At 72.0% G+C, this 20370-nt stretch carries 18 protein-coding genes and 1 pseudogene; 9 read left to right on the top strand and 10 right to left on the bottom strand.

Annotation, left to right across the window (positions count from 1 at the left end; all coding sequences use genetic code 11):
• Nucleotides 1-33 precede the first annotated feature (33 nt).
• From J8M50_RS21820 to J8M50_RS21805, 4 genes are all read right to left on the bottom strand, one after another.
• A complete protein-coding gene (locus J8M50_RS21820) occupies nucleotides 34-1407 on the bottom strand; it encodes a diacylglycerol/lipid kinase family protein (protein WP_010357841.1) in 1374 nt (457 codons plus the stop codon).
• A gap of 119 nt (nucleotides 1408-1526) precedes the next feature.
• Nucleotides 1527-1700 (bottom strand): hypothetical protein, encoded by a 174-nt coding sequence (locus J8M50_RS21815; protein WP_010357842.1) that lies wholly within the window; start codon nucleotides 1698-1700, stop codon nucleotides 1527-1529.
• Nucleotides 1701-1811: 111 nt separating this feature from the next.
• Complete coding sequence (locus J8M50_RS21810; RefSeq protein WP_010357843.1) at nucleotides 1812-3485, bottom strand: tetratricopeptide repeat protein; 1674 nt, start codon at nucleotides 3483-3485, stop codon at nucleotides 1812-1814.
• A gap of 136 nt (nucleotides 3486-3621) precedes the next feature.
• A complete protein-coding gene (locus tag J8M50_RS21805; protein ID WP_010357844.1) occupies nucleotides 3622-4479 on the bottom strand; it encodes a hypothetical protein in 858 nt (285 codons plus the stop codon).
• A gap of 292 nt (nucleotides 4480-4771) precedes the next feature.
• Between J8M50_RS21805 and J8M50_RS21800 the strand changes: the two genes are divergently transcribed.
• On the top strand, nucleotides 4772-5425 hold the full coding sequence (locus J8M50_RS21800) for a lipoprotein (protein WP_040837814.1): 654 nt from the start codon (nucleotides 4772-4774) through the stop codon (nucleotides 5423-5425).
• 42 nt (nucleotides 5426-5467) lie between these two features.
• Here J8M50_RS21800 and J8M50_RS21795 read toward each other — a convergent pair.
• A pseudogene (locus tag J8M50_RS21795) lies at nucleotides 5468-6661 on the bottom strand (phospholipase C); the annotation flags it as partial.
• 542 nt (nucleotides 6662-7203) lie between these two features.
• Here J8M50_RS21795 and J8M50_RS21790 point away from each other — a divergent pair.
• From J8M50_RS21790 to J8M50_RS21780, 3 genes are all read left to right on the top strand, one after another.
• Nucleotides 7204-9912, top strand: a complete 2709-nt coding sequence (locus J8M50_RS21790; protein ID WP_075662612.1) for a SpoIIE family protein phosphatase/ATP-binding protein — start codon at nucleotides 7204-7206, stop codon at nucleotides 9910-9912.
• Nucleotides 9913-10053: 141 nt separating this feature from the next.
• Complete coding sequence (locus J8M50_RS21785) at nucleotides 10054-11418, top strand: FAD-dependent oxidoreductase (protein WP_010357849.1); 1365 nt, start codon at nucleotides 10054-10056, stop codon at nucleotides 11416-11418.
• Nucleotides 11419-11496: 78 nt separating this feature from the next.
• Nucleotides 11497-12459 (top strand): DUF1152 domain-containing protein, encoded by a 963-nt coding sequence (locus tag J8M50_RS21780; RefSeq protein ID WP_010357850.1) that lies wholly within the window; start codon nucleotides 11497-11499, stop codon nucleotides 12457-12459.
• On the opposite strand, the gene J8M50_RS21775 is transcribed toward J8M50_RS21780, so the two are convergent.
• Nucleotides 12430-13428 carry a hypothetical protein gene (locus tag J8M50_RS21775; protein WP_010357851.1) on the bottom strand — a complete coding sequence of 333 codons (999 nt, stop codon included), beginning with the start codon at nucleotides 13426-13428 and terminating at the stop codon, nucleotides 12430-12432. The genes J8M50_RS21780 and J8M50_RS21775 overlap by 30 nt on opposite strands.
• Complete coding sequence (locus J8M50_RS21770) at nucleotides 13425-13796, bottom strand: PadR family transcriptional regulator (RefSeq protein ID WP_010357852.1); 372 nt, start codon at nucleotides 13794-13796, stop codon at nucleotides 13425-13427. Before J8M50_RS21770 ends, J8M50_RS21775 begins: the two co-directional genes overlap by 4 nt.
• A 286-nt stretch (nucleotides 13797-14082) precedes the next feature.
• On the opposite strand from J8M50_RS21770, the gene J8M50_RS21765 reads away from it, so the two are divergent.
• Both J8M50_RS21765 and J8M50_RS21760 read left to right on the top strand, forming a co-directional pair.
• Nucleotides 14083-14604: a hypothetical protein gene (locus J8M50_RS21765; protein ID WP_010357853.1), complete on the top strand. Its 522-nt coding sequence runs from the start codon at nucleotides 14083-14085 to the stop codon at nucleotides 14602-14604.
• A 253-nt stretch (nucleotides 14605-14857) separates the two neighbouring features.
• Nucleotides 14858-15958 carry a hypothetical protein gene (locus J8M50_RS21760; RefSeq protein ID WP_010357854.1) on the top strand — a complete coding sequence of 367 codons (1101 nt, stop codon included), beginning with the start codon at nucleotides 14858-14860 and terminating at the stop codon, nucleotides 15956-15958.
• 138 nt (nucleotides 15959-16096) lie between these two features.
• On the opposite strand, the gene J8M50_RS49185 is transcribed toward J8M50_RS21760, so the two are convergent.
• On the bottom strand, nucleotides 16097-17470 hold the full coding sequence (locus J8M50_RS49185) for a hypothetical protein (RefSeq protein WP_010357855.1): 1374 nt from the start codon (nucleotides 17468-17470) through the stop codon (nucleotides 16097-16099).
• 238 nt (nucleotides 17471-17708) lie between these two features.
• Between J8M50_RS49185 and J8M50_RS21750 the strand changes: the two genes are divergently transcribed.
• The 3 genes from J8M50_RS21750 (at nucleotide 17709) to tgmB (ending at nucleotide 19350) form a co-directional block, all read left to right on the top strand.
• The gene (locus J8M50_RS21750) at nucleotides 17709-17981 is read left to right on the top strand and encodes a YkvA family protein (protein WP_010357856.1); all 273 of its coding nucleotides are present in this window, start codon (nucleotides 17709-17711) and stop codon (nucleotides 17979-17981) included.
• Nucleotides 17982-18173: 192 nt separating this feature from the next.
• Complete coding sequence (gene tgmA / locus J8M50_RS21745; RefSeq protein ID WP_010357857.1) at nucleotides 18174-18365, top strand: putative ATP-grasp-modified RiPP; 192 nt, start codon at nucleotides 18174-18176, stop codon at nucleotides 18363-18365.
• 1 nt (nucleotide 18366) lies between these two features.
• Nucleotides 18367-19350: an ATP-grasp ribosomal peptide maturase gene (gene tgmB, locus J8M50_RS21740; RefSeq protein ID WP_010357858.1), complete on the top strand. Its 984-nt coding sequence runs from the start codon at nucleotides 18367-18369 to the stop codon at nucleotides 19348-19350.
• A 135-nt stretch (nucleotides 19351-19485) separates the two neighbouring features.
• Here tgmB and J8M50_RS21735 read toward each other — a convergent pair whose 3' ends face one another.
• Nucleotides 19486-19962, bottom strand: coding sequence for a hypothetical protein (locus tag J8M50_RS21735; RefSeq protein WP_029184386.1), 477 nt, complete (start codon nucleotides 19960-19962; stop codon nucleotides 19486-19488).
• A gap of 44 nt (nucleotides 19963-20006) precedes the next feature.
• A complete protein-coding gene (locus tag J8M50_RS21730) occupies nucleotides 20007-20369 on the bottom strand; it encodes a hypothetical protein (RefSeq protein ID WP_010357860.1) in 363 nt (120 codons plus the stop codon).
• Nucleotide 20370 lies beyond the last annotated feature (1 nt).

Raw genomic sequence — 20370 nt, 5'->3', positions numbered from 1 at the left:
CCCCACCCGCACGCACGCGTACCCGCCCCACCCTCACTCATCCCCCTCCCCCATGTCCCCCACCGGCCGATCCAGCGCGAGGCGCACGATCCTGCGCCAGTCGACGTTCGGCGGGGAGTACGTCGCGCCAGGTCTGCGGCGCGGTACGCGTACGCGCAGGGCGCCCTGGCGGAGGGTGCAGACGACGGGGACCGGGAGGACGAGGGCCTCGCCGTCGATGGCGACGGGGATGTGGGGGCGGTCGGCGGAGACCTCCACGCGGGCGGACTTCGTGGAGGTGATGCCACCGGCGCGCTCGCCGCGCAGGACGACTTCCGCGGCCTGCGCGGCGCCCTCGACCTTGATGCCGATGACACCGAGGTTGCCGGAGTCGAGGCGGGGGCGCCGGCCGCCGCCGAAGGGATCCGCGCGCGCGTAGGGGTTGTTGCTGACGAGGACGGCCTGCGGCGCGTGCAGGCGGGTGCCGTCGGCGTGGACGCCGAGGGTCGCACCGGCCTCGCCCATGAGGAGGTCGGGAAGGAGGTCGAAGGCGGTGAACGCCTTGGCGTCGCGGTACTCGGGGCTCTGGACTATCTCCGCGTACGCCCCGAAGGAGACCGTGTTGACGAACGCGCGCCCGTCGACGTCCCCGAGGTCGACGCGGAACTCGACGCCGTCGGTGAGGGCTTCGAGGGAGGTGACGGGGTCGGTGCGGTCGAGCCCGAGGTCCATGGCGAAGTGGTTGCGCGTGCCGGCGGCGATGACGAGGAACGGCACGTCGTGCTCGGCGGCGACGGCGGCGACCAGCGCCTGCGTGCCGTCGCCGCCCGCGACGCCGAGCAGGTCGGCGCCCTCGGCGAGCGCGCGCCGGGCCTCGGCCTCGGGGTCGGTGGTGCCGTCCGGGGCGATGAGGATCACGCGGGCGCCGAGGGCCTCGGCGCGGCGGGCGAGGTCGAAGCGTTCGACCTTCCCGCCCCCGGAGCGCGGGTTCATGATGAACACCGGCCGGCTGGGCGGCGGGGTCTTGCGTCCGCGCCTGCGGCGTTTGGCGTGCGGCTGGCGGACGCTGCGCAGCGCGGACCGCGCGCTGGCGAGGGCGGCGGTCCACAGGGCGATGGCGGAGACGGCGACGATCCACAGCCCGGAGGAGGCGTAGAGGGCGAGGACGCCGAACGGCACGAGGACCGCCAGGAGCGCCCCCAGGAGCCGGGTCCAGCCTCGGTGCGCCAGAGCCCACCACAGGCCCGCTCCGGCCAGCGAGAGGCCTCCTACGCCGCTCAGGAGGACGAGCCAGCCGTCCGATCCGGCGCCCGCGACGACCGTGAAGGCCGCGCAGGCGGCGAGGAGGAGGGCGAGCCGGGCCCAGTCGCGTGCGCGCCGGGCGTCGAGGTCCCGCGCGAAGGCGCTTCGCGCGCGTGTGTCGTTCACCGTGTGCCCGCCATGCTGTGTGCTCCCCCTGGGGTCCCGAGGCTCGTTGCCATGATCGTGATTACCACATCGTGGCGTACCACGGTGGTCGGCAACGCTACCCGGGACCCGTAACGGGCTCAGCGGGCGGCCGAGTTGGCGCGTGCCTGCTCTCGGCGGGCGTTGTTGTACACGCGCATGAGGTGTTTCGAGACGGCGCAGGGCACCGTGTCGAAGTGGCACTGGCGGCAGGTGCGCGCGTGCTCTTCATAGGCGGCGCGTGCTTGCTGGAGCGCGTCCTCGGAAAAGGGCATGACGGTCCTCCGACGGGATGGAGTGGGGGGTGAGCCGGACACCGCAGTGTTCGTAAGGTTCACTTAAAGTCAGAGTGGATCATGTTACTTCCGGTACGGGAAAGCGGGCGCTCAGAGGGCTTCGTCACAGCAGCCGCGGCCCGTGCTCCGCCCCCGGCAGAAGCAGGACGACTCGACGGGTACGTCGGCCACCGCGCGGGCCAGGGTGAGCTGTTGGCCGATCAGCGCGGCCTCGCCGTGCTTCCCGAGCCGTACGAGGCACTCGTGCAGGCCGTGCAGGGCCCAGACGTTGCCGGGGTGCTGGAGCGCGCGCGGGAGCGTCGGGTCGAGGCCGAGGTCCGCGCGGTAGACCGCCTCGGCCTCGGTGACGCGGCCCTGTTCGAGCAGGAGCGCGCCGTACGCGTGCCGGGTGGGCTGCATCCAGCCCCAGGGCTCGTCGTAGGGCAGGTTGTCGCTCAGCTCGACCGAGCGTTCCAGGGCGGCGAAGGCGCGGTCGAAGGCGCCCTTGCGGTACTCCAGTTCGCCGTCGAGCATCGCGGCGGCGATCGTCAGGATGTCCTGGCAGGTGTTGTTGAACAGGGTCCGGGAGTCGGGGACGCGGGCCACGGCGGCGTGGAACAGGGCGCGTTCGGCCTCCGCCTCGGGGACGCGCCCGGTGGCGGAGAACGCGACCCCGCGCGCGTAGTGGTGCATCGCGGTGGTGACGCGGTACAGATCCGGGTCGGCGGGCCGGGGCAGGGCGAGGACGTCGGACCAGCGCCCGAAGCGGATCAGGACGTGGACGCGCATCGCGAGGAACCCCTCCAGCCAGTCGGCCATGGGCGGGCTCTCGACCCTGAGGAGTTCCTCGGGGATGCACTCCTCCAGGCTCCGGGCGGCCTCCAGGGCGGTCTTCGAGGCGCCGAGGAACATCGCGCCGTAGATCCGGAAGTGGTGGTTGTGCGCGCGGTACAGCGTGTAGAAGTTCATCGCTCCCCCGCGCGCGTGCGCCTTCGCGTCGGCGGTGATCGCGGCGGTGTTGTCGGCGACCGCCCTGCGGTAGTCGCCGCAGAGGACCTCCAGGTGCGAGGGCATGTGCAGGAGGTGCCCGGCGTCGGGGACGAGGCCGCGCAGCCGGTCGGCGACCGTGAGGGCGGCCTCCGGAGTGGGCGACATCTCCATCAGATGGACGTACAGGTGCGGCAGGCCCGGGTGGGCGCCCTCGGGGTCGGCCGCCAGGGCGCGCTCCAGGACGTCCCGGGCCTCCCGCGTGCGCGCGCCGTGAGCGGGTTCGCCCGTCCTCAGGTCCCACAGCTGCCAGGGGGTGAGGTTCATGAGGGCCTCGGCGTACAGGGCCGCGACGTCGAGGTCGTCCGGCGCGAGGGCGTACACGGCCTCCATGGCGTCCGCGTAGGCGTGGTTCCACACCGAGCAGTCCTCGGCGGCCTGCGCGCGCGGGTAGCGGGCCCTGAGGGCGCCGATCAGGGCGCGCTCGACGGGCCGGGACCGGGCGGCGCGCTCGACGGCCCGCTCGACGGCCTCATGGGTGCGCCGCACGGTCCGCGCGAGGTCCTGGTCGTCGAAGAACTCCCAGGGTTTGTTGTAGTTCGGGCCGAGCGCGTAGGCGATGCCCCAGTGGGCCATCGCGCACTCCGGGTCGGCGCGCACGGCCTCCTCGAAGCAGGCGACGGCCTCCTCGTGGTGGAACGCGTACGTCCACACCAGGCCCCGGTCGAACCACTTCTGCGCCTCGGCGGACGAGGTGGTGACGATCCGGCCGTAGCTCCCGAGGTCGTAGTACTCCATGCGCGCTCCCCTGCTCGCGGCCACCCCTCAGCGGCGGCCCCCGAGCGACATATACCGCCCGGCGAAGGAGCTGCGGGCCCGGGTCGTCTCGTCCTTCCCTACGACCGGGAACCGTCGTCCCGGAAGGACAGCCCTGTCACCGTATTCGCCCGCACTCCTGGGCCGTCTCCCCGCGCACGCGTACGGCGGGCACCTCGGCCTTCTTCGGCGCGGCCCCCTCCAGCGGCGCGACCTCGGCCGACGCCGTCTGCGTACGCACCGCCTTCGGCCGGGGCACCCACGTCGGGAGCAGTGTCCGTACGCGCTCGCCCTGGCCGTGCAGGAGCCCCATGACGACCGCCGCCGCGACGGCGATGAGGTGTTCGCGGCCCGCGAGGTTGGGCTTGGCGATCGACTCGACGACCATCGAACCACCCGTGAGGGTGAACACGATCGGGGCCCGGCGGACGACGGACATGTACGTGAAGAGGCCCACGACGGCCGCCGAGGGGCCCGTGTCGAGGACCTTGCCGAACTCCGGGGACAGCCCGCCCCAGTGGTCGGGGCCCAGGGCGAGCATCACGCGGACGGTGAGCGTGCCCGAGAGGGTGGACGCGTAGGCGATGAACAGGGTCCGCGCGCGGCCGAGGGCGACCTCGGCGAGGGCGAAGGCCAGGAACAGCTGCGTGATGCCCGCCCAGACGGGCAGGTCGAGGGCCGGGACGTACAGCGAGACCGGCGTGCGCAGCAGGGCCTTCCACAGCGGGAGGTCGCCCTGGACGCCGCCGACCTCACGGACGATCTTCTCGCCCAGGTCGTTCTGGGCGATCGCGTGGAAGAAGATCACGCCCGCGCAGGCGACGATGGCGAGGGAGAGGGCGGAGGGGCCCCTGCGCCACAGTTCGCGCACGGGGTCGACGATGATGCCCTGGAGTTCGCCCCACAGGGTGCGCCCCAGGAACGCGACGCCCCTGTAGAGCGGCGATCTCCGCCGGATCCCCGCCTTCTCGTCCACTTCTGGCCCCACCGTCGTCCCCACTGGTCACCCGCACACACATTCGGAAGATCGAATCTAACTCCTGAGACGCCCGGAATCGACATTCAGGTTGATTTCGGTACCGGATGCGCGAGGCGCACGCAACCGACACCACGACCCACGCACTCACAACGACGGCTGTTCGCGGCTCTTGGTTTAGTCGGCACGGGAACGAAGTGACTATCGCCACACCCTGCCAGGGGCGTTGTCAGTGGCCTCGATTACAGTCCGTTGTCAGATACGCACGAGAGGGGAACGCAGGGTGGGGAACATGCGACGGGGGCTGTCGGCGGTGCTGATGGCAGGCGTGCTGGCCGGGTGCGGGACGTCCGGGGGCGACACGGGGAGCGACACCCAGAACACGACGAGCGACACCCAAAAGGGGTCACCGACGCCCTCGGCGTCGGCCCCTTCGGCCGCCTCCGGCGGGACGCTGGGCGCGAAGGGGTCCGCCTGCGAGCTGCCGGTGACCTTCGAGACCGCCGCGAAGTGGAAGGCCGAGTCCATAACGGCCCCCAAGGGCGCCTCCGACGACCTCCTCGACGGCCTCCTGCGCCAGGGCCCCGTCACCGGCGTCTGCGAGATCGACGCGAAGCCCGCGGGCCACATCGGCTTCATCCGCGTCTACCAGGGCGAGCCGGGCAACGCGGACGCGCGCACGGTCCTCAAGGGCTTCCTGGCCGCCGAGAAGGGCGTGAGCGAGGAGAAGTACGAGACGTTCACGGCGGGCGGCGCGTCCGGCGTGGAGGTCTCGTACCGCGTCCACGTCGAGCTCCTGGACGAGACCAAGACGGAACACGCCCTCGCCGTCACCACCCCCGAAGGCCCCGTGGTGATCCACCTGGGAGGCATCGACGACGAGGAGCACAAGGCGATGCTCCCGGCCCTCGACCTCGCCAAGCGCACCCTGCGCGTCACCGCCTGAGATCTCTCGGAGAACCCCGGACGGCGACGCACAGCCCGCCCGCTACACCTGCGGCCGACGCCCCCGCTCCTGCCGCGGAAACGTCTGGTCCGCCCCCGGCAGCGTCGGCTTCGGCAACGTTGCCACCTCCTCCTTCGCCTTCTCCAGCTGCTCGGCAGTGTCGTCGGGGAGGCGAGGGGGACGAGGGCTGGAGTCGGAGAAGCGGAACGCGGACGTGAAGTCGCCGAAGGTCTCGCGGCGCCAGGCGGTCACGTTCGGTTCCTCGACGCCCGTGAACCGCTCCAGGAACCGCAGCGCCGAGGTGTGGTCGAAGGCTTCCGTCGCCACCCAGCCGCCCACCGTCCAGGGCGAGATGATGATCGCCGGGACCCGGAAGCCGCCCCCGATCGGGAGGCCCTTGATGAACTCGCCCGGCGTGCCTGCGGGAGGCGTCGGCGGGGTGACGTGGTCGAACAGGCCGTCGTTCTCGTCGTAGTTGAGGACGAAGGCCGTCTTGCGCCACACCTTGGGGTTCGCGGCGATCGCCTCGATCTTGGAGGCGACGAAGTCGGCACCGGCGGCGGGCAGGTAGTCGGGGTGCTCCGACTGGTAGCTCGTCGGCATGATCCAGGACACGGCGGGGAGCCGGTCGCCCCGGGCATCGTCCTCGAACGTGCCCTCCGGCTGCCGCCGCACCCCGCGCTCGTACAGCTCGGAGCCGGGCTTCGCGTTCCTGAACGTCGCGAACTGCTCCAGCATGTTGCAGCCGTAGTTGTCGTCCTCCTGGTACACCTTCCAGCTCACCCCGGCCGCCTGGAGGCGCTCCGCGTACGTCGTCCAGCGGTAGGGCGCGGGCGCGCGGTTGCTGGTGACCGGACCGCCGTGCGTGCCGTCGGGGTCGATCGAACCGGTCATCCACATCAGGCGGTTGGGCCAGGTGGGTCCGAAGACCGAGCAGAAGTAGTTGTCGCAGACGGTGAACGTCTCCGCCAGCGCGAACTGGAAGGGGATGTCGCGACGGGTGTAGTAGCCCATGACGTACGGCCCGTTGACCCCGTCGGCCTTGCGGTGGGCCGGCAGCCAGCGGTCCATCCTGCCGTTGTTCCACGCCTCGTGCTGCACCGACCAGGCGTGGCTGGTGGACGGGATGGCCTGGGCGCTGGAGGAGTGCGTGTCGAGGTGGAAGGGCAGCAGGTACCCCTTCGGGTTCTCGGCGTCCGGCTGGTAGAAGACGGAGCGCCCGGTGTCCAGGAGTCTGCGTCGGGTCAACTCGGCCGTCTCTCTCCTTACATGGGAGTCCCGGCTTTCAGGCCGGAAGGGAAACGCGTCCTGAGTACCGGAGCCCCGAAGCGGCGTAGTACGCTCCACTCCTGCTTCGGCAGCGGTCAGGGCTTGGCCGTCTGCCGACTCCCTGGAGTCGGTGGAGAAGCCGCCCCGTTCACGGGGTGGAGGAGTCACGAAAGCCCCTTGATGAGCGAGTGACGGACGGATCGCCGCCCCTCTTCTCCCCGAGCATCGGGGGCGTCAGGGACACCGGGTGAAATCCACCCCAACGTGTCGGGGGGAGTTGGCCAAGCCATGACGTACGTCACCTCCCCCTCACCCGGCCGCCGCCGGCCCGTGAACTTCCGCACGGAATCCGCCGGTTCCCTGAACCCCGCACGCCGCTCACTCAAACCCCGCCCACCCCAACGCGCCCCCCTTTCAAGCCCCCACCTCCACCCCCGCCCCCGCGTGCGCCGCATCACCCTCCGTTACGCCTCTCGCCTCCCGGGGCCCGGCAGTGTAGACATGGGCCCATGGCCCGTCGTCCCCGTGGACCACACGCACCGCGTCCGTCCGTCTCAGCCCGCCGCGCACGGGAGCGGCGGATCCCCGTCGCGCCCCGCCGGGCACTGGGCCGGCGGAGTCTGGCCACCCAGGTGTTCGTGCTCCAGGTGGCCGTCGTCCTGCTGCTGGTCGTCGCGGCGGTGGTCGCGCTGGTGCTCCAGGTCCGGCACGACGGCACGGAGGAGGCCCGCAACCGCTCGCTGGCGGTCGCGGAGTCGTTCGCGAACTCCCCGGGGATGGTGGAGGCGCTGGCGTCCCCGGACCCGACGGCGGTGCTCCAGCCGCGCGCGGAGGCCGCCCGCAAGGCCGCCGACATGGACTTCATCGTCGTCATGAGCCCGGACGGCATCCGGTACACGCACCCGAAGCCGGACCGCATAGGCAAGAGGTTCGTCGGGACGCTCGCGCCCGCGCAGCAGGGCGGCACGGTCGTCGAGGACATCGACGGCACGATCGGCCGCCTGGTGCAGGCCGTCGTCCCCGTGAAGGCGCCGGACGGCCGAGTCGTCGGCCTGGTGTCGGCCGGGATCACGACGGAGTCCGTCGGCGGGACCGTCGACCGCCAGCTCCCCCTCGTCCTGGTCACCGCGGGCGCCGCGCTGCTGCTCGCGACGAGCGGTACGGCCCTGGTCAGCCGCCGTCTGCTGCGGCAGACGCACGGTCTGGGCCCGCGCGAGATGACCCGCATGTACGAGCACCACGACGCGGTGCTGCACGCCGTGCGCGAGGGCGTCCTGATCGTGGACGGCGACGGCCGCCTGATGCTCGCGAACGACGAGGCGCACCGCCTCCTGGACCTCCCGGAGAACGCGGAGGGCCGGTACGTCATGAGCCTGGGCCTGGACACGGTGACGGCCGAGCTGCTGGCGTCCGGCACGGTCGTGACGGACGAGGTGCGCCTGGTCGGCGACAAGCTGCTGGCGATCAGCCAGCGCCCCACCCAGCTCGCCGGCGGCCCCTCGGGCAGCGTCGCGACCCTGCGCGACTCCACGGAGCTGCGCGCCCTCTCCGGCCGCGCGGACGAGGCCCGCGAGCGGCTGGACATCCTGTACGCGGCCGGCGTCGGCATCGGCACGGACCTGGACGTGACGCGCACGGCGGAGGAGCTGGCCGAGCTGGCGATGCCCCGGTTCGCGGACTTCGTGACCGTCGACCTGTTCGACTCGGTACTCAAGGGCGAGGAGCCGGAGCCGGGTTCGGCGCTGCGGCGCACGGCGTCGACGGGCGTGCGCAAGGGCGCTCCGCTGTACGCGGTGGGCGAGCCCCTGAAGTTCGTGGACTCGACGCCGCAGGGCCGCAGCCTCACGGAGGGCCGGGCGGTCCTCGAAGCGCGGCTGGAGGCGTCGCCGGCGTGGCGGGCGCAGGATCTGGAACGTACCGAGCAGGTCGTCGAGTTCGGCATCCACTCGCTGATCACGGTCCCCGTACGCGCGGGCGCGCTGATGCTGGGCGTGGTGAGTTTCTGGCGTTCGGAGCGGCCCGAGCCGTTCGACACGGACGAGGTAGCGCTGGCGGAGGAGCTGGTGGCGCGGGCGGCGGTCACCATCGACAACGCACGCCGCTACACCCGCGAGCACAAGATGGCGGAAACGCTTCAGCGCAGCCTGCTGCCGCGCACGCTGCCCGCGCAGAGCGCCCTGGACATCGCGTACCGCTACCTGCCCGCACAGGCCGGGGTGGGCGGCGACTGGTTCGATGTCCTGCCCCTGTCGGGGGCGCGGGTCGCGCTGGTGGTCGGGGACGTCGTCGGGCACGGGCTGCTCGCGGCGGCGACGATGGGCCGGCTGCGGACGGCCGTGCACAACTTCTCGGCGCTGGATCTCGCGCCGGAGGAACTGCTCGGCCTGCTGGACGAGTTGGTGAACCGGATCGACCAGGAGGACGAGTCGGCGGCCCCGGTGACCGGCGCGACCTGCCTGTACGCGATCTACGACCCGGTGTCGCGGCGCTGCACGATGGCGCGGGCCGGGCATCCGCCGCCGGCGATCGTGCACCCGGACGGACGGGTGGAGTTCGCGGACGTGCCGCCGGGGCTGCCGCTGGGCCTGGGCGGGCTGCCGTCGTTCGAGACGGTGGAGCTGGAACTGCCCGAGGGCAGCCGTCTGGTGCTGTACACGGACGGTCTGGTGGAGTCCCGGGACCGGGACATCGACAGCGGCCTCGACCTGCTCAGCGAGGCCCTCGCGGGCGCGCCGAGCGCGCCGGAGCCGACCTGTGTGGCGGTCCTGGACGCGCTGCTGCCGGCCCGCCAGAACGACGACATCGCGCTGATCGTCGCCCGTACGCGCGCGCTGGGCCCGGACCGGGTCGCGGAGTGGGAGGTGCCGGTGGACCCGGCGGAGGTCGCGCGCGTGCGTGCGGCGGTCGCCCGGCGCCTGGTGGAGTGGGACCTGGAGGACCTGTCGTTCACGACCGAGCTGATCCTGAGCGAGCTGGTCACCAACGCGATCCGCTACGGCGGCGCCCCGGTGCGGGTCCGGCTGCTGCGCGACCGGTCGCTGATCTGCGAGGTCTCCGACGCGAGCAGCACGTCACCGCACCTGCGGTACGCGGCGATGACGGACGAGGGCGGACGGGGCCTGTTCCTGGTGGCGCAGCTCGCGGAGCGGTGGGGAACGCGGTACTCGTCCGTGGGGAAGGTCATCTGGGCGGAACAGCCACTACCAGCAGACCGATAAAGTGCTGGTAGCACCCGACGTCGGGAGAACTCATAAGACCGGTTTATGAGCTCATAGACCGGACCCGCGTACCGGGTTAGGCTTGCCTTAGTTTAGGCTTCCCGTCGAGTCGATCAACTGCCGCTCGAAGGGAACCTGATCATGCCCCGCCCCCTGCGGGTAGCCATCGTCGGAGCCGGCCCCGCCGGGATCTACGCCGCCGACGCGCTGCTCAAGTCCGATGTGGCCGCCGACCCCGGTGTCTCCATCGACCTCTTCGAGCGGATGCCGGCCCCGTTCGGACTGATCCGGTACGGCGTGGCCCCGGACCACCCCCGCATCAAGGGCATCATCACCGCCCTGCACCAGGTCCTGGACAAGCCGCAGATCCGCCTCTTCGGCAACGTCGACTACCCCACCGACATCAGCCTCGACGACCTGCGCGCCTTCTACGACGCCGTGATCTTCTCGACCGGCGCGATGGCCGACCGCGAACTCGCGATCCCGGGCATCGAGCTGGACGGCTCCTACGGCGCGGCCGACTTCGTCTCCTGGTACGACGGCCACCCGGACGTCCCGCGCACCTGGCCGCTTGAGGCCGAGAAGGTCGCCGTCCTCGGCGTCGGCAACGTCGCCCTCGACGTGGCCCGCATCCTCGCGAAGACGGCGGACGAGCTGCTGCCGACGGAGATCCCGGCCAACGTGTACGACGGCCTGAAGGCCAACAAGGCGCTGGAGGTCCACGTCTTCGGGCGCCGCGGCCCCGCGCAGGCCAAGTTCTCCCCGATGGAGCTGCGGGAGCTGGACCACTCCCCGAACATCGAGGTCATCGTCGACCCCGAGGACATCGACTACGACGACGGCTCGATCGCGACCCGGCGCGGCAACAAGCAGGCCGACATGGTCGCCAAGACGCTGGAGAACTGGGCGATCCGCGACGTCGGGGACCGCCCGCACAAGCTGTTCCTGCACTTCTTCGAGTCCCCCACCGAGATCCTCGGCGAAGACGGCAAGGTCACCGGGCTGCGCACCGAGCGCACGGAGCTGGACGGCACGGGCAACGTCAAGGGCACCGGCAAGTTCACGGACTGGGACCTGGGCGCCGTCTACCGCGCCGTCGGCTACCTCTCCGAGAAGCTGCCGAAGCTCCCCTGGGACCTCGACTCGGGCACCGTCCCGGACGAGGGCGGCCGGGTCATCGAGGAGAGCGGCAGCCACCTGACGTCGGTGTACGTCACCGGCTGGATCCGGCGCGGCCCGGTCGGCCTCATCGGCCACACCAAGGGCGACGCGAACGAGACGGTCTCCAACCTCCTGGCCGACCACGCGAACGGCCGCCTCCAGGAGCCGACGTCCCCGCAGCCCGAGTCCGTCGACGCCTTCCTGACCGAGCGCGAGGTCCGCTTCACCACCTGGGAGGGCTGGCACCGGCTCGACGCCGCCGAGAAGGCCCTCGGCGAGCCCCAGGGCCGCGAGCGCGTCAAGCTCGTCGAGCGCGAGGACATGCTCCGCGAGAGCGGCGCCTGACCCCGACCGATCCGGCGCGGGGTGGACCGTACAGAATTTCCTGTACGGTCCACCCCGCGCCGTTGTTATGGTCCCCCGATGTTCTCCCTCCCCGAACCTCCCCTCTTCGCCCGCCTGCGCGACGCGCGCCGTGTCCTGATCGCCGGTGCGGGCGGCGGATTCGACGTGTACGCCGGGCTGCCGCTGGCGTTCGCGCTGCGGGCGGCCGGCAAGGAGGTGCACCTCGCCAACCTGTCGTTCGCGGACCTGTACGGGCTGCCGTCCGAGGTGTGGATCGAGCCGGACGTCGCCGCCGTACGGCCCGACACCCCCGTACGCGGCGACTACTTCCCGGAACGCGCCCTCGCGCGGTGGCTCGACGGGCGGGGGCTGCCGTCCACGGTGTACGCCTTCGCGCGCACCGGGGTCGCGCCGCTGCTGGACGCCTACCGGGCGCTCCTCGACCATCTCGGCGGCGTCGACGCGATCGTCCTGGTCGACGGCGGGACCGACATCCTGATGCGCGGGGACGAGCACGGTCTGGGGACGCCGGAGGAGGACATGGCGAGCCTCGCGGCGGTGGCCCGACTCGACGTCGCGGAGCGGCTGGTGGTGTGTCTCGGGTTCGGGGTGGACGCCTATCACGGCGTCAACCACGCGCTGGTGCTGGAGAATCTGGCCGCGCTGGACCGGGAGGGCGGCTATCTGGGCGCCTTCTCGATCCCCCGGGAGAGCCAGGAGGGGGCCGCGTACCTGGACGCCGTCGCGCACGCGCAGGAGGCGACGGCGAGCCACCCGAGCATCGTGCAGGGGTCGGTCGCCGCCGCCGTACGCGGGGAGTTCGGGGACGTGCGGTTCACGGAGCGGACCAAGGGGGGTGAGCTGTTCGTGAATCCGCTGATGGCGATGTACTTCTGCGTGGACGCCGCCGCGCTCGCCCGGCGCCATCTCTACCTGGACCGGCTGACGGAGACCGTGCTGATGCGGCAGATCAGCTCACGGATCGAGGAGTTCAGGGACGGACTGCCCCGGCTACGGGCACCCCGCGCGTTCCCGCACTGAGCGGGCCGCTACGACGGTGAGGGCGGCGGTCAGCAGGAGCAGGCCCGCCGCCTGGCCGACCGAGCCGAAGCGGGCGACGGCCGGGAGGACGTCGTACCAGTGGTAGAGGGTCGTCACGCGCAGGGCGAGCAGGAGGGCGCCGAGGGCCGCGAGTGCGAAGGCGGTGTCCGGGGTGCGGGGGCGCCAGGCCGGCCAGGCGAGGCCCGCGAGGAGGACCGCCGTGGAGGGGGCCCAGACGGAGTCGGTGGCCAGGGGGAGGACGGTCTGGGAGGCGCCCATGGTCACGCAGGCGGCGAGGTAGGCGAGGCCGGGGGTGCCGGCGGGGAGGGCGGCGGGCGGGGCGTCGTGGTGGTAGGCCGCGTACACCGCGAGGACGGTCAGCCAGGCGAGCAGGCCGCCCGCGGTGGCGTAGGGCAGGTCCGGCGGGTAGGCGTCGGTGACGAACGGGGCGACGAACACCCAGAGTTCGGGCAGCGCCGCCACGGCCGCGGCGATCCCGGCGAGGCGCCTGCGGTCACGCAGGAGCGCGAAGTAGGCGACCGTCCACAGCAGCGGAAGCGCCCACTCCAGGGCGGCGACCGGCACGCTGTTCCCCGGACCCCGGCCGTTGAAACGGGTCAGGAACAGGTCCCACTGCGCCGAACCGTGCGTACTCCCCCACGTCAGTTCGAGCACCCGGTCCACGAGCGCCGAGGCGGCCTGGAGGAGGAGCGCGAACAGGGCGAACCGCCGTACGGACGCGCCGAACAGGGCGTACCGGCGCGGCGCGGCGGCCGTACCGAGGCGGGTGCGGACGGCGAGCGCGGCGATGCTCGCGACCTCGCCGAGCGTGGGGCGGGTCTGGTCCTGGGTGTCCTGGTCGACGTCCCACAGGTACGTCTCGACCATCTCCTCCTCGCGCTCGCGCCGGTAGTAGGCGGGCAGCAGGCGCAGGACGGTCCGGTAGCGGGATTCCAGCAGCGTGGTCATGCGACTCCTCCGGCGAGTCCCGGGCCCGTCACGGGCGGTACGACGGGTGCGGCCGGGGTGCGTCCGCCTTCGGCCATACGGCGCTTGGCCGCGCTCGCGCCCGCCGCCATGCGCTCCGCCTCGGCGTCCAGCGCGGCGACGCCCTCGTCGGTGAGGCGGTAGTACCGGCGCAGCCTGCCCTGCTGGACCTCCTCGCGGTCCAGGACGATCAGCGCGTCGGCGGTGAGTCTGTCGAGGACGCCGTAGAGCGTGCCGACCCTGAGCCGGACCTCGCCGCCGGAGAGGTCCTCGACCTCGCGCAGGATGCCGTACCCGTGCCGGGGCTGGTCGGCGAGGGCCGTCAGCACGAAGAAGGCGGCCTGTGTCATGGACTTCGTTCCCATGGAACCGAATATATCGGCTGCCGATATATTTCGCACGCCGGAACACCGATCGCGCGGACATCGACACGAGGACACGGGCGCGCCGCCGGGCCGCGCGTCCCCGTCGCAAGGAGAAGGCTTCGGCATGCTGTGAACCGCCCTCGACCCGGGTAGTTCTCCCTGTGCGCACCTTCGCGCAGCACTCTCGACAACAAAAGGACACATGGCCTTGGCACTCGCGTACCCTGACGCACCATCAACTCGTCGCCCGGGACGGTCGTGGACGATCCGCGTGACGGGGCGCCGCGACCGGACCGCCTCCGTCACCTGCTCCTCCAACTGCCCGATGCCGGCACGTTCCCGCGATGTCGCGGCCCTGCGCCGCTTCGCGGAAGCGCACGCCGCCGCGCACGCGCGCGCGGCGACCGTCCGGCCCGATGCCGCGTGCGGCTGTCGCCAGCTGAAGTGCGCGGCCCACGAAGGCACGCGCGCCTCCTGCGCGGGGGCCGTCGTCCTGGTCCTGCGCCACGACCCCGCCGTCGGGCAGGTCTGGACCCTCATGGAGGTCTGCTCCGCCTGCGCGCCGCTGATGTCCCACACGCGGGTCGTCGCGCGGGCCGCTCCGCGCGCCCGGCAGGGGGGTGATGCGCCGCCGGTTCCCGCGCCGGTCACTTCTGTGGAGGCTCCTCCGGCCCAGTCCTCCCGTGCCGTGCCGGGCGGGTTCAGCGCGCCCGCGCGCGAGGGCGGGGAGCTGGCGGAGGCCGTACCTCGCCGACGGCGGGGACGGACGGGGGGTGAGGGGAGGAGGGACTGAGGCGGGCGCGCGTGGGTTCCCGTGCGGACAGGGCCCGCCCCGACGCGGATGACGGACCGGCCCTGTCCGCCCCGATGATTGTCGTCAGGGCGGAGGGGGTGGGGGTACGGGTGTGCGGGGGTCGTGTGGGGTGCGGAGTGTGTGCCCCGGGTGTGTCGCCCGTACGGGGTGTGTGGCCCCCTCTTGATCAGATGTGGGGGTGAGCGACGATACTGGGACGTCCGTACCCGTTCTCCGCTTATCAGATGGACCCATGTCGAGCTCCAGCGCCGCCCATCCGTCCACCCCGTCCACCGTGTGGCTGACCCGGGGGCTGCACACCGGTTCCGCGCCGGGGGAGGTGGTGCGCGGGTATCTTCAGCGGCTCAAGGAGACCGAGGAGATCGTCGATTTCCTGGAGCTGGGCGAGGATGTGCGGCCCCCGGGGCTGCTCGTGTTCGAGGCCCGGTGGACGGTGGCCGAGGAGGTGACCGTCCGGGCCCGGCTGGAGATCGCCGAGGACGCCGAGCGGGGCGCGGCCCGTCCGTGGGCGCTCGTCGCCGAGGCCGAGGAGCCCTGGAACCGGCGCTGGCCCTCCCCCGCGACCCGGTTCTGGTCCGAGGAGCCCTGGGAGATCGACGGGCAGTGGGATCACTCCCAGGTCGCCGGGCTGCGGTTCCGGGAGGCCAACGCGCTGCCCTCCGACGACAAGGATCTGCGGCGCGTCCTGAAGAGCGCGATGCGTGACGACTGGTCCATCCATGTCGTCGTCCACGAGGCCATGACGCCGGACGCGCGAGGGCGGCTGCCGTTGAGCCGGTTCCTCACGGAGGGGGTGCGCGACCGGGTCGTCGAGCACCGGGCCTCGCCACAGCAACTCCGTGCGGTCAACTGGGTGTTGAAGGAGTCTCGGGCCGAACTTCCCCGGGGCGGTGCGGTGATCCTTCCCCACGGTGACGTCGATCCCTCCGACTTCGCCGTCCGTACGGTCTTTCTCGACGGGTCCGAGCCGTCCGAACTCGTCGAGGCCATCACCCGGTTCACGACGGTGCCCCAGCAACTTCCCGACGATGCGGATGCGTTGCTCACGGCCCTTCGGGAGGACTGGCATCTCCTCACGTTGCGGGAGGAGTTGGAGCGGGAGCGGCAGCTTGTCGCGATGTATGCGGATGCGTTGGATGCGATGACCAAGTCCCGTGATCTGTATCGGGAGGCTGCCGAGCGGGCGCACGAGGCGTTGGAGGTTTTTCGGGAGTCGGCGGGGGTGGTGGACAGTGTGTCGGAGCCGACTCCGGCGCGTCCTGCCGTATCGCCGTTTCAGCAGATCACTCGGACGTTTGAGCGGTTCAAGCTGCCTAAGAAACCGGGTGATTGAGGTTGTTCGGCGGGTGCGGGTTCGTTGTGGCTTGTCGCGCCCACGCGGCGGTAGCCGCAAATCGACACAGCCCCGCGCCCCTAAAAGATGTGGCCCGCACCGGAACATCAGTGCGGGCCGCATCTCGCCAACTACCGGTTACCTACCCTGCGTCGGCTGCGCCGCCAGCAACAACGTCGTCAATGACGCCAGTGCCGCGCACGCTGCCACGCCTCCTGCCAGCCAGCCTGGGGCCGCTGTCAGGTCCATCGCCCTGGTGAGGGAGGCTGGGCCCATTCGTCCGTGTAGCAACTGGCCGGCTGCCAGTGCTGCGGGGACCAGGAGGGTCAGGGCCAGGGTCGGGACCGCTGGGCGGATCGTCAGGAGTACTCCCAGGATCGTGCAGGCCAGGGCCGCGCCCAGGACCAGGCCGTAGATCTGGGGGGACTCGCCGTCGCGGTGGAGGGGGAGGGTCGCCGCGCCCGTTCCGAGGAGCAGGAGTGCCGTGAGGCGGGCTGCCCTGCGGGTCGAGCGGTCGGGGGCCCGTCGGTGTGCCGCCGTGGCTAGGCGGGCCGTCTCCTCGTCGTCGTACGCCGTCCCCGTACGGGAACTCCCGATCGGCACCGCGCGCGGCAGCTCGCCGTGTACGGCCATCCCGCGCGGCGACTTGGCACGTGCACCGGCGTGCGCGCCCCCTTCGGGCGCGGGGTCGGTGCTTCCGCGCTTCCAGCGGCGGGGGCGCCTGGGTCCGGGCTCCTCCGGGGCGGGGGCGTCGGATCGGTACGCCCGGTGTGCGGGGCCGGTTTCCCCGGCCGGCGAGGACCGCCGTCCGCCGAAGCGGGAACCGGCGTCGGGGCCGGAGCCTGGGCGGAAGCGGGAGCCGGTGCCGGAGTCGGTACCGGTGCCGGAGTCGGAGCCCGGGCGGACGCCCGAACCTGAGCCCGGGCGGACACCGGAGTCGGTCGTCGGGGCGGCCGTGGGGTCGTAGTCCGGTGGCGGTGCCGTGCCGACGACCGTGCGGTCCGGGGCCGTGCGCGCCGCCCGCTCCGCCTCGCTCAACCTGTCGATCAGCTCGGCGAGTTCCTCCACGGGGCGGCGGGTCGCGGCGGTGCGCAGGGCCTCCTCCTCGCAGTGGGGTTCGAGGGGGGTCCGGTGCAGGAGCGCCATCAGGTGGGTGACGTCCTCGACGGGCCGGCGTTCGGCCGCCGCGCGGATGATTTCGTCGGCGCCCTCGGCGGGGCGGGGCGGGCGGGTGAGGAGGGTGACGAGGCGGGTGACGTCCTCGACGGAGCGGTCGACCCCGGCGGTGCGCAGTGCGTCGGAGGCGGCCCGGGCCGAGGCGGGCGACTGCTCCAGGAGGGTGATGAGTTCGGCCAGTTCCTCCAGGGGCCGGTCGGCGACTGCGGCGCGGACCAGGCCGTCCACGGCGGTGCCGGGCGGAGGGGTGTCGGGGGGTACGGAGTCGGCGGGGTGCGCTTCTCCCCCGGGTATGGCGGTCGGGTTCGGACGGATGGACGGAGAACGGGTGGTCATGCTGTCTCCATGAAATGGGTGCGGCCGCTTCTGCGCCCCCGAGTACGGCACGCGGCTACCCTGCTCATTAGGGACACCCGTACGGCTTCGCGCCACTCGGGTGAGCCGGTGGAGTGAGCCAAGCCTCTCCAAACCCGCCCGTCCGGGAACCTGCGAGGCGATACGAACGTCTTGTGCGGGTACTCCGAAAAGTAGGAGCCGCGCCGTGCGGCACCCTCGGACCCCCGGGAGGGGACACGTGGACACGACCACGACGGTGATCGTCGTCGCAGCTCTCCTCGCGGCCCTCGTGCTCGCCGCCGCCGTCGCCGTGGCCGTACGGCTCGTGCGGACGCGGCGGGAGCTGCGGCGGGCCGGGCTGCCGACCGGGCCCCGCTGGATCTTCTGGGGCGCGGTCCTCTACTTCGTGCTGCCGACCGACCTGTTGCCCGACCCGGTGTACCTGGACGACATCGGGGTGCTGCTCCTCGCGCTCCGTTCCCTCCGTACCTCGTCCAAAGACCTCGTCTGAACCGGATCAACCTTTTCGTCCCCCCGCGTGGTCTCCAGAGCTGGGCGCCGAGCGCGCGATGATCACGCAGCGTAAGGAAACCAATCACCCGTTCGATTCGTATAAGTCAATGGAAGCCCAAGGGAATCACCGGGCGACGCGACGACGCGGCAGACGACGGCTCGGTCGGCGCAGCACGGAAGAGGAGAGACGATGCAACCGTTCGCGCTCAACTACGCACGCCCTGCGGCGGAGCCGGAGACCACGACTCCGTACGCCTATGACCCAGGAATGCAGTTGAACGTCACCTCGGACGGGAGGATCGCCGCGGCGGACCTCGCTCTGCTCAGGGAACTCGGTACGACGACATCGACGGCGGGTTCCAAGACGCACTTCGACGACTGAGATGACTGTCCTCATCCTCACCTGCGAGGAGGACGTGACGGCGGACATGGTCGTCGTGCACCTCAACGCGACCGGGGTGCCGGTGGTCCGGCTCGACCCCGCCGACCTGACGGGCGGGGTCGCGCTCTCCGGCGAGTACGTGCACGGCGGCTTCCGCGGCCATCTCTGGTCAGCCGGACGCCTGTTGAGCATGGACGGGCTGCGGTCGGTGTGGGTACGGCGGCCCGGCGTGCCCGCGGCGCGGAGCGCGGAGCCGTCCGAGTGGCTGACGGAGGAGTCCTCGCAGGCGCTGTACGGGATGCTGCGCTCGACGGGCGCGCGCTGGATGAACCATCCGGACGCCGCTCGCCGGGCCCGGCACAAGCCGTGGCAGCTGCGGGTCGCGCAGCAGAGCGGGCTGGCGGTGCCGGCCACGCTGATCACGACGTTTCCGCAGGCCGCGCGGGAGTTCGCGGAGCGGTTCCCGGATCTCGTGGTCAAGCCGGTGTCCGGGGCGCATCCGCAGGAGCCGCCGCGTGCGGTGCCGACGAGCAGGGTCGCGCCGGACGCGGACTTCTCGGCGGTGGCGTTCGGGCCGACGCTGCTGCAACGCCGGGTTCCCAAGCGGGCGGACGTGCGGCTCACCGTCGTCGGTGAGCGGATGCTGGCCGCGCGCAAGGAGGTGGCGGGCGACGCGGATCCCGACGAGATCGACGTCCGGTTCGCGTCCCCGGCGATGCCCTGGGTGCCGGCCGAGGTGCCGGCCCGGGTCGCCGAAGGGGTGCTCGCGTATCTCCGGGCGGCCGAACTCGCTTACGGTGCCTTCGACTTCGCGGAGGACTCGGACGGGACCTGGTGGTTCCTGGAGTGCAACCAGTCGGGGCAGTTCGGGTTCGTCGAGGTGGAGACGGGGCAGCCGATCGCCCGGACGATCGCGGAGTGGCTGGCGGCGCCGGGGGCGGGGGAACGGGAGTCGTGCGACGGGAGTGATTCGGTGGTGCCTTAGGGGTTCCCTGGGCGGACGTTGAAGGGGAAACGATTCAGCAACCGGAGGGAACGGTTCGGCTCTGTGCTGCGTCCTGTAATGCCCTCGTCCCGGCCGAGTCCGGCCCGGCAGATCGCCGGGCCGGACCAGGTGCCGTCAGGCGGGCTCGGGCGGTGCCACCGAGAAGCCCACCTCTCCGCCGGGTTCCTCACTGAGCGTGTCCGGGAGTCCGCCGAGCGCGCGGCACAGGTGCTCGGCCATGCCCCGGGTCAACGGGCCGTCCGGCGGCGGGACTTGGCGTGTGCTGTCCGCGTCGATCTCGCTGCGCGAACGCGCGTACTCGGCGCCCCAGTCGGCGTACCGGGGCAGCGCCAGCTTCCCGCCGTCCTCCAGGAACCCCTTCGCGGCGGCAGCCACGACGACCCGGACCCGCCGCTCGAAGCTCTCCGGCACGATCTCGGTGAACACGGTGACCCGGACGAGCCCGTTCCCGTCGTCCATCCCCCACGGCAGGGTCCACTCCAACGCCCCCGGCACGGGTTCCTCCCTCGGCTTCCCGGCCCGCGCGACCAACACCGCGAGCACGGGCCCCAGTTCACGTGCGACGTACTCGTGCCACACGTCGACGGCCATGCGCATTCCCCCTCTTCAGGACACTGTTGCGTCTGCCATCGACCTTAGAGGTCGAGGTAGCGCAAGGTCTCGGGCGCCGGCGTACTGTGCAGGTCCCCGTCCCGGATCTGCCACTGGCTCGCGCCCTCCACCTCGTGGGTCGCGAGGAAGAAGCCGGTGACCCGGTCGCCGTCCGCGTCGGAGGCGGGGAGCTCGGCGATCTGTCTCAACTGGTCGAGCAGCCACGGGATTTCGGCGGCGCGCAGGTCGGCGCCGAAGAAGGCGTAGCGGGTCCAGTTGATGGGGGCCGGGAAGCTCCAGCCGCCGCTGTAGAAGCCCTCGTCGGCGGCGCGGACGATGTCGTGGACGGCCGCGAGTTGCCGGTCGTCGCACTCCAGCCAGCCCCGGACGCTGACGAACACTCCCATC

The organism is Streptomyces acidiscabies, assembly GCF_020010905.1.
GTDB classification, from domain to species: Bacteria; Actinomycetota; Actinomycetes; order Streptomycetales; family Streptomycetaceae; genus Streptomyces; species Streptomyces acidiscabies.
Note: the sequence above shows the minus strand (reverse complement) of the source record. Positions and strands in the feature narration are given on the sequence as shown.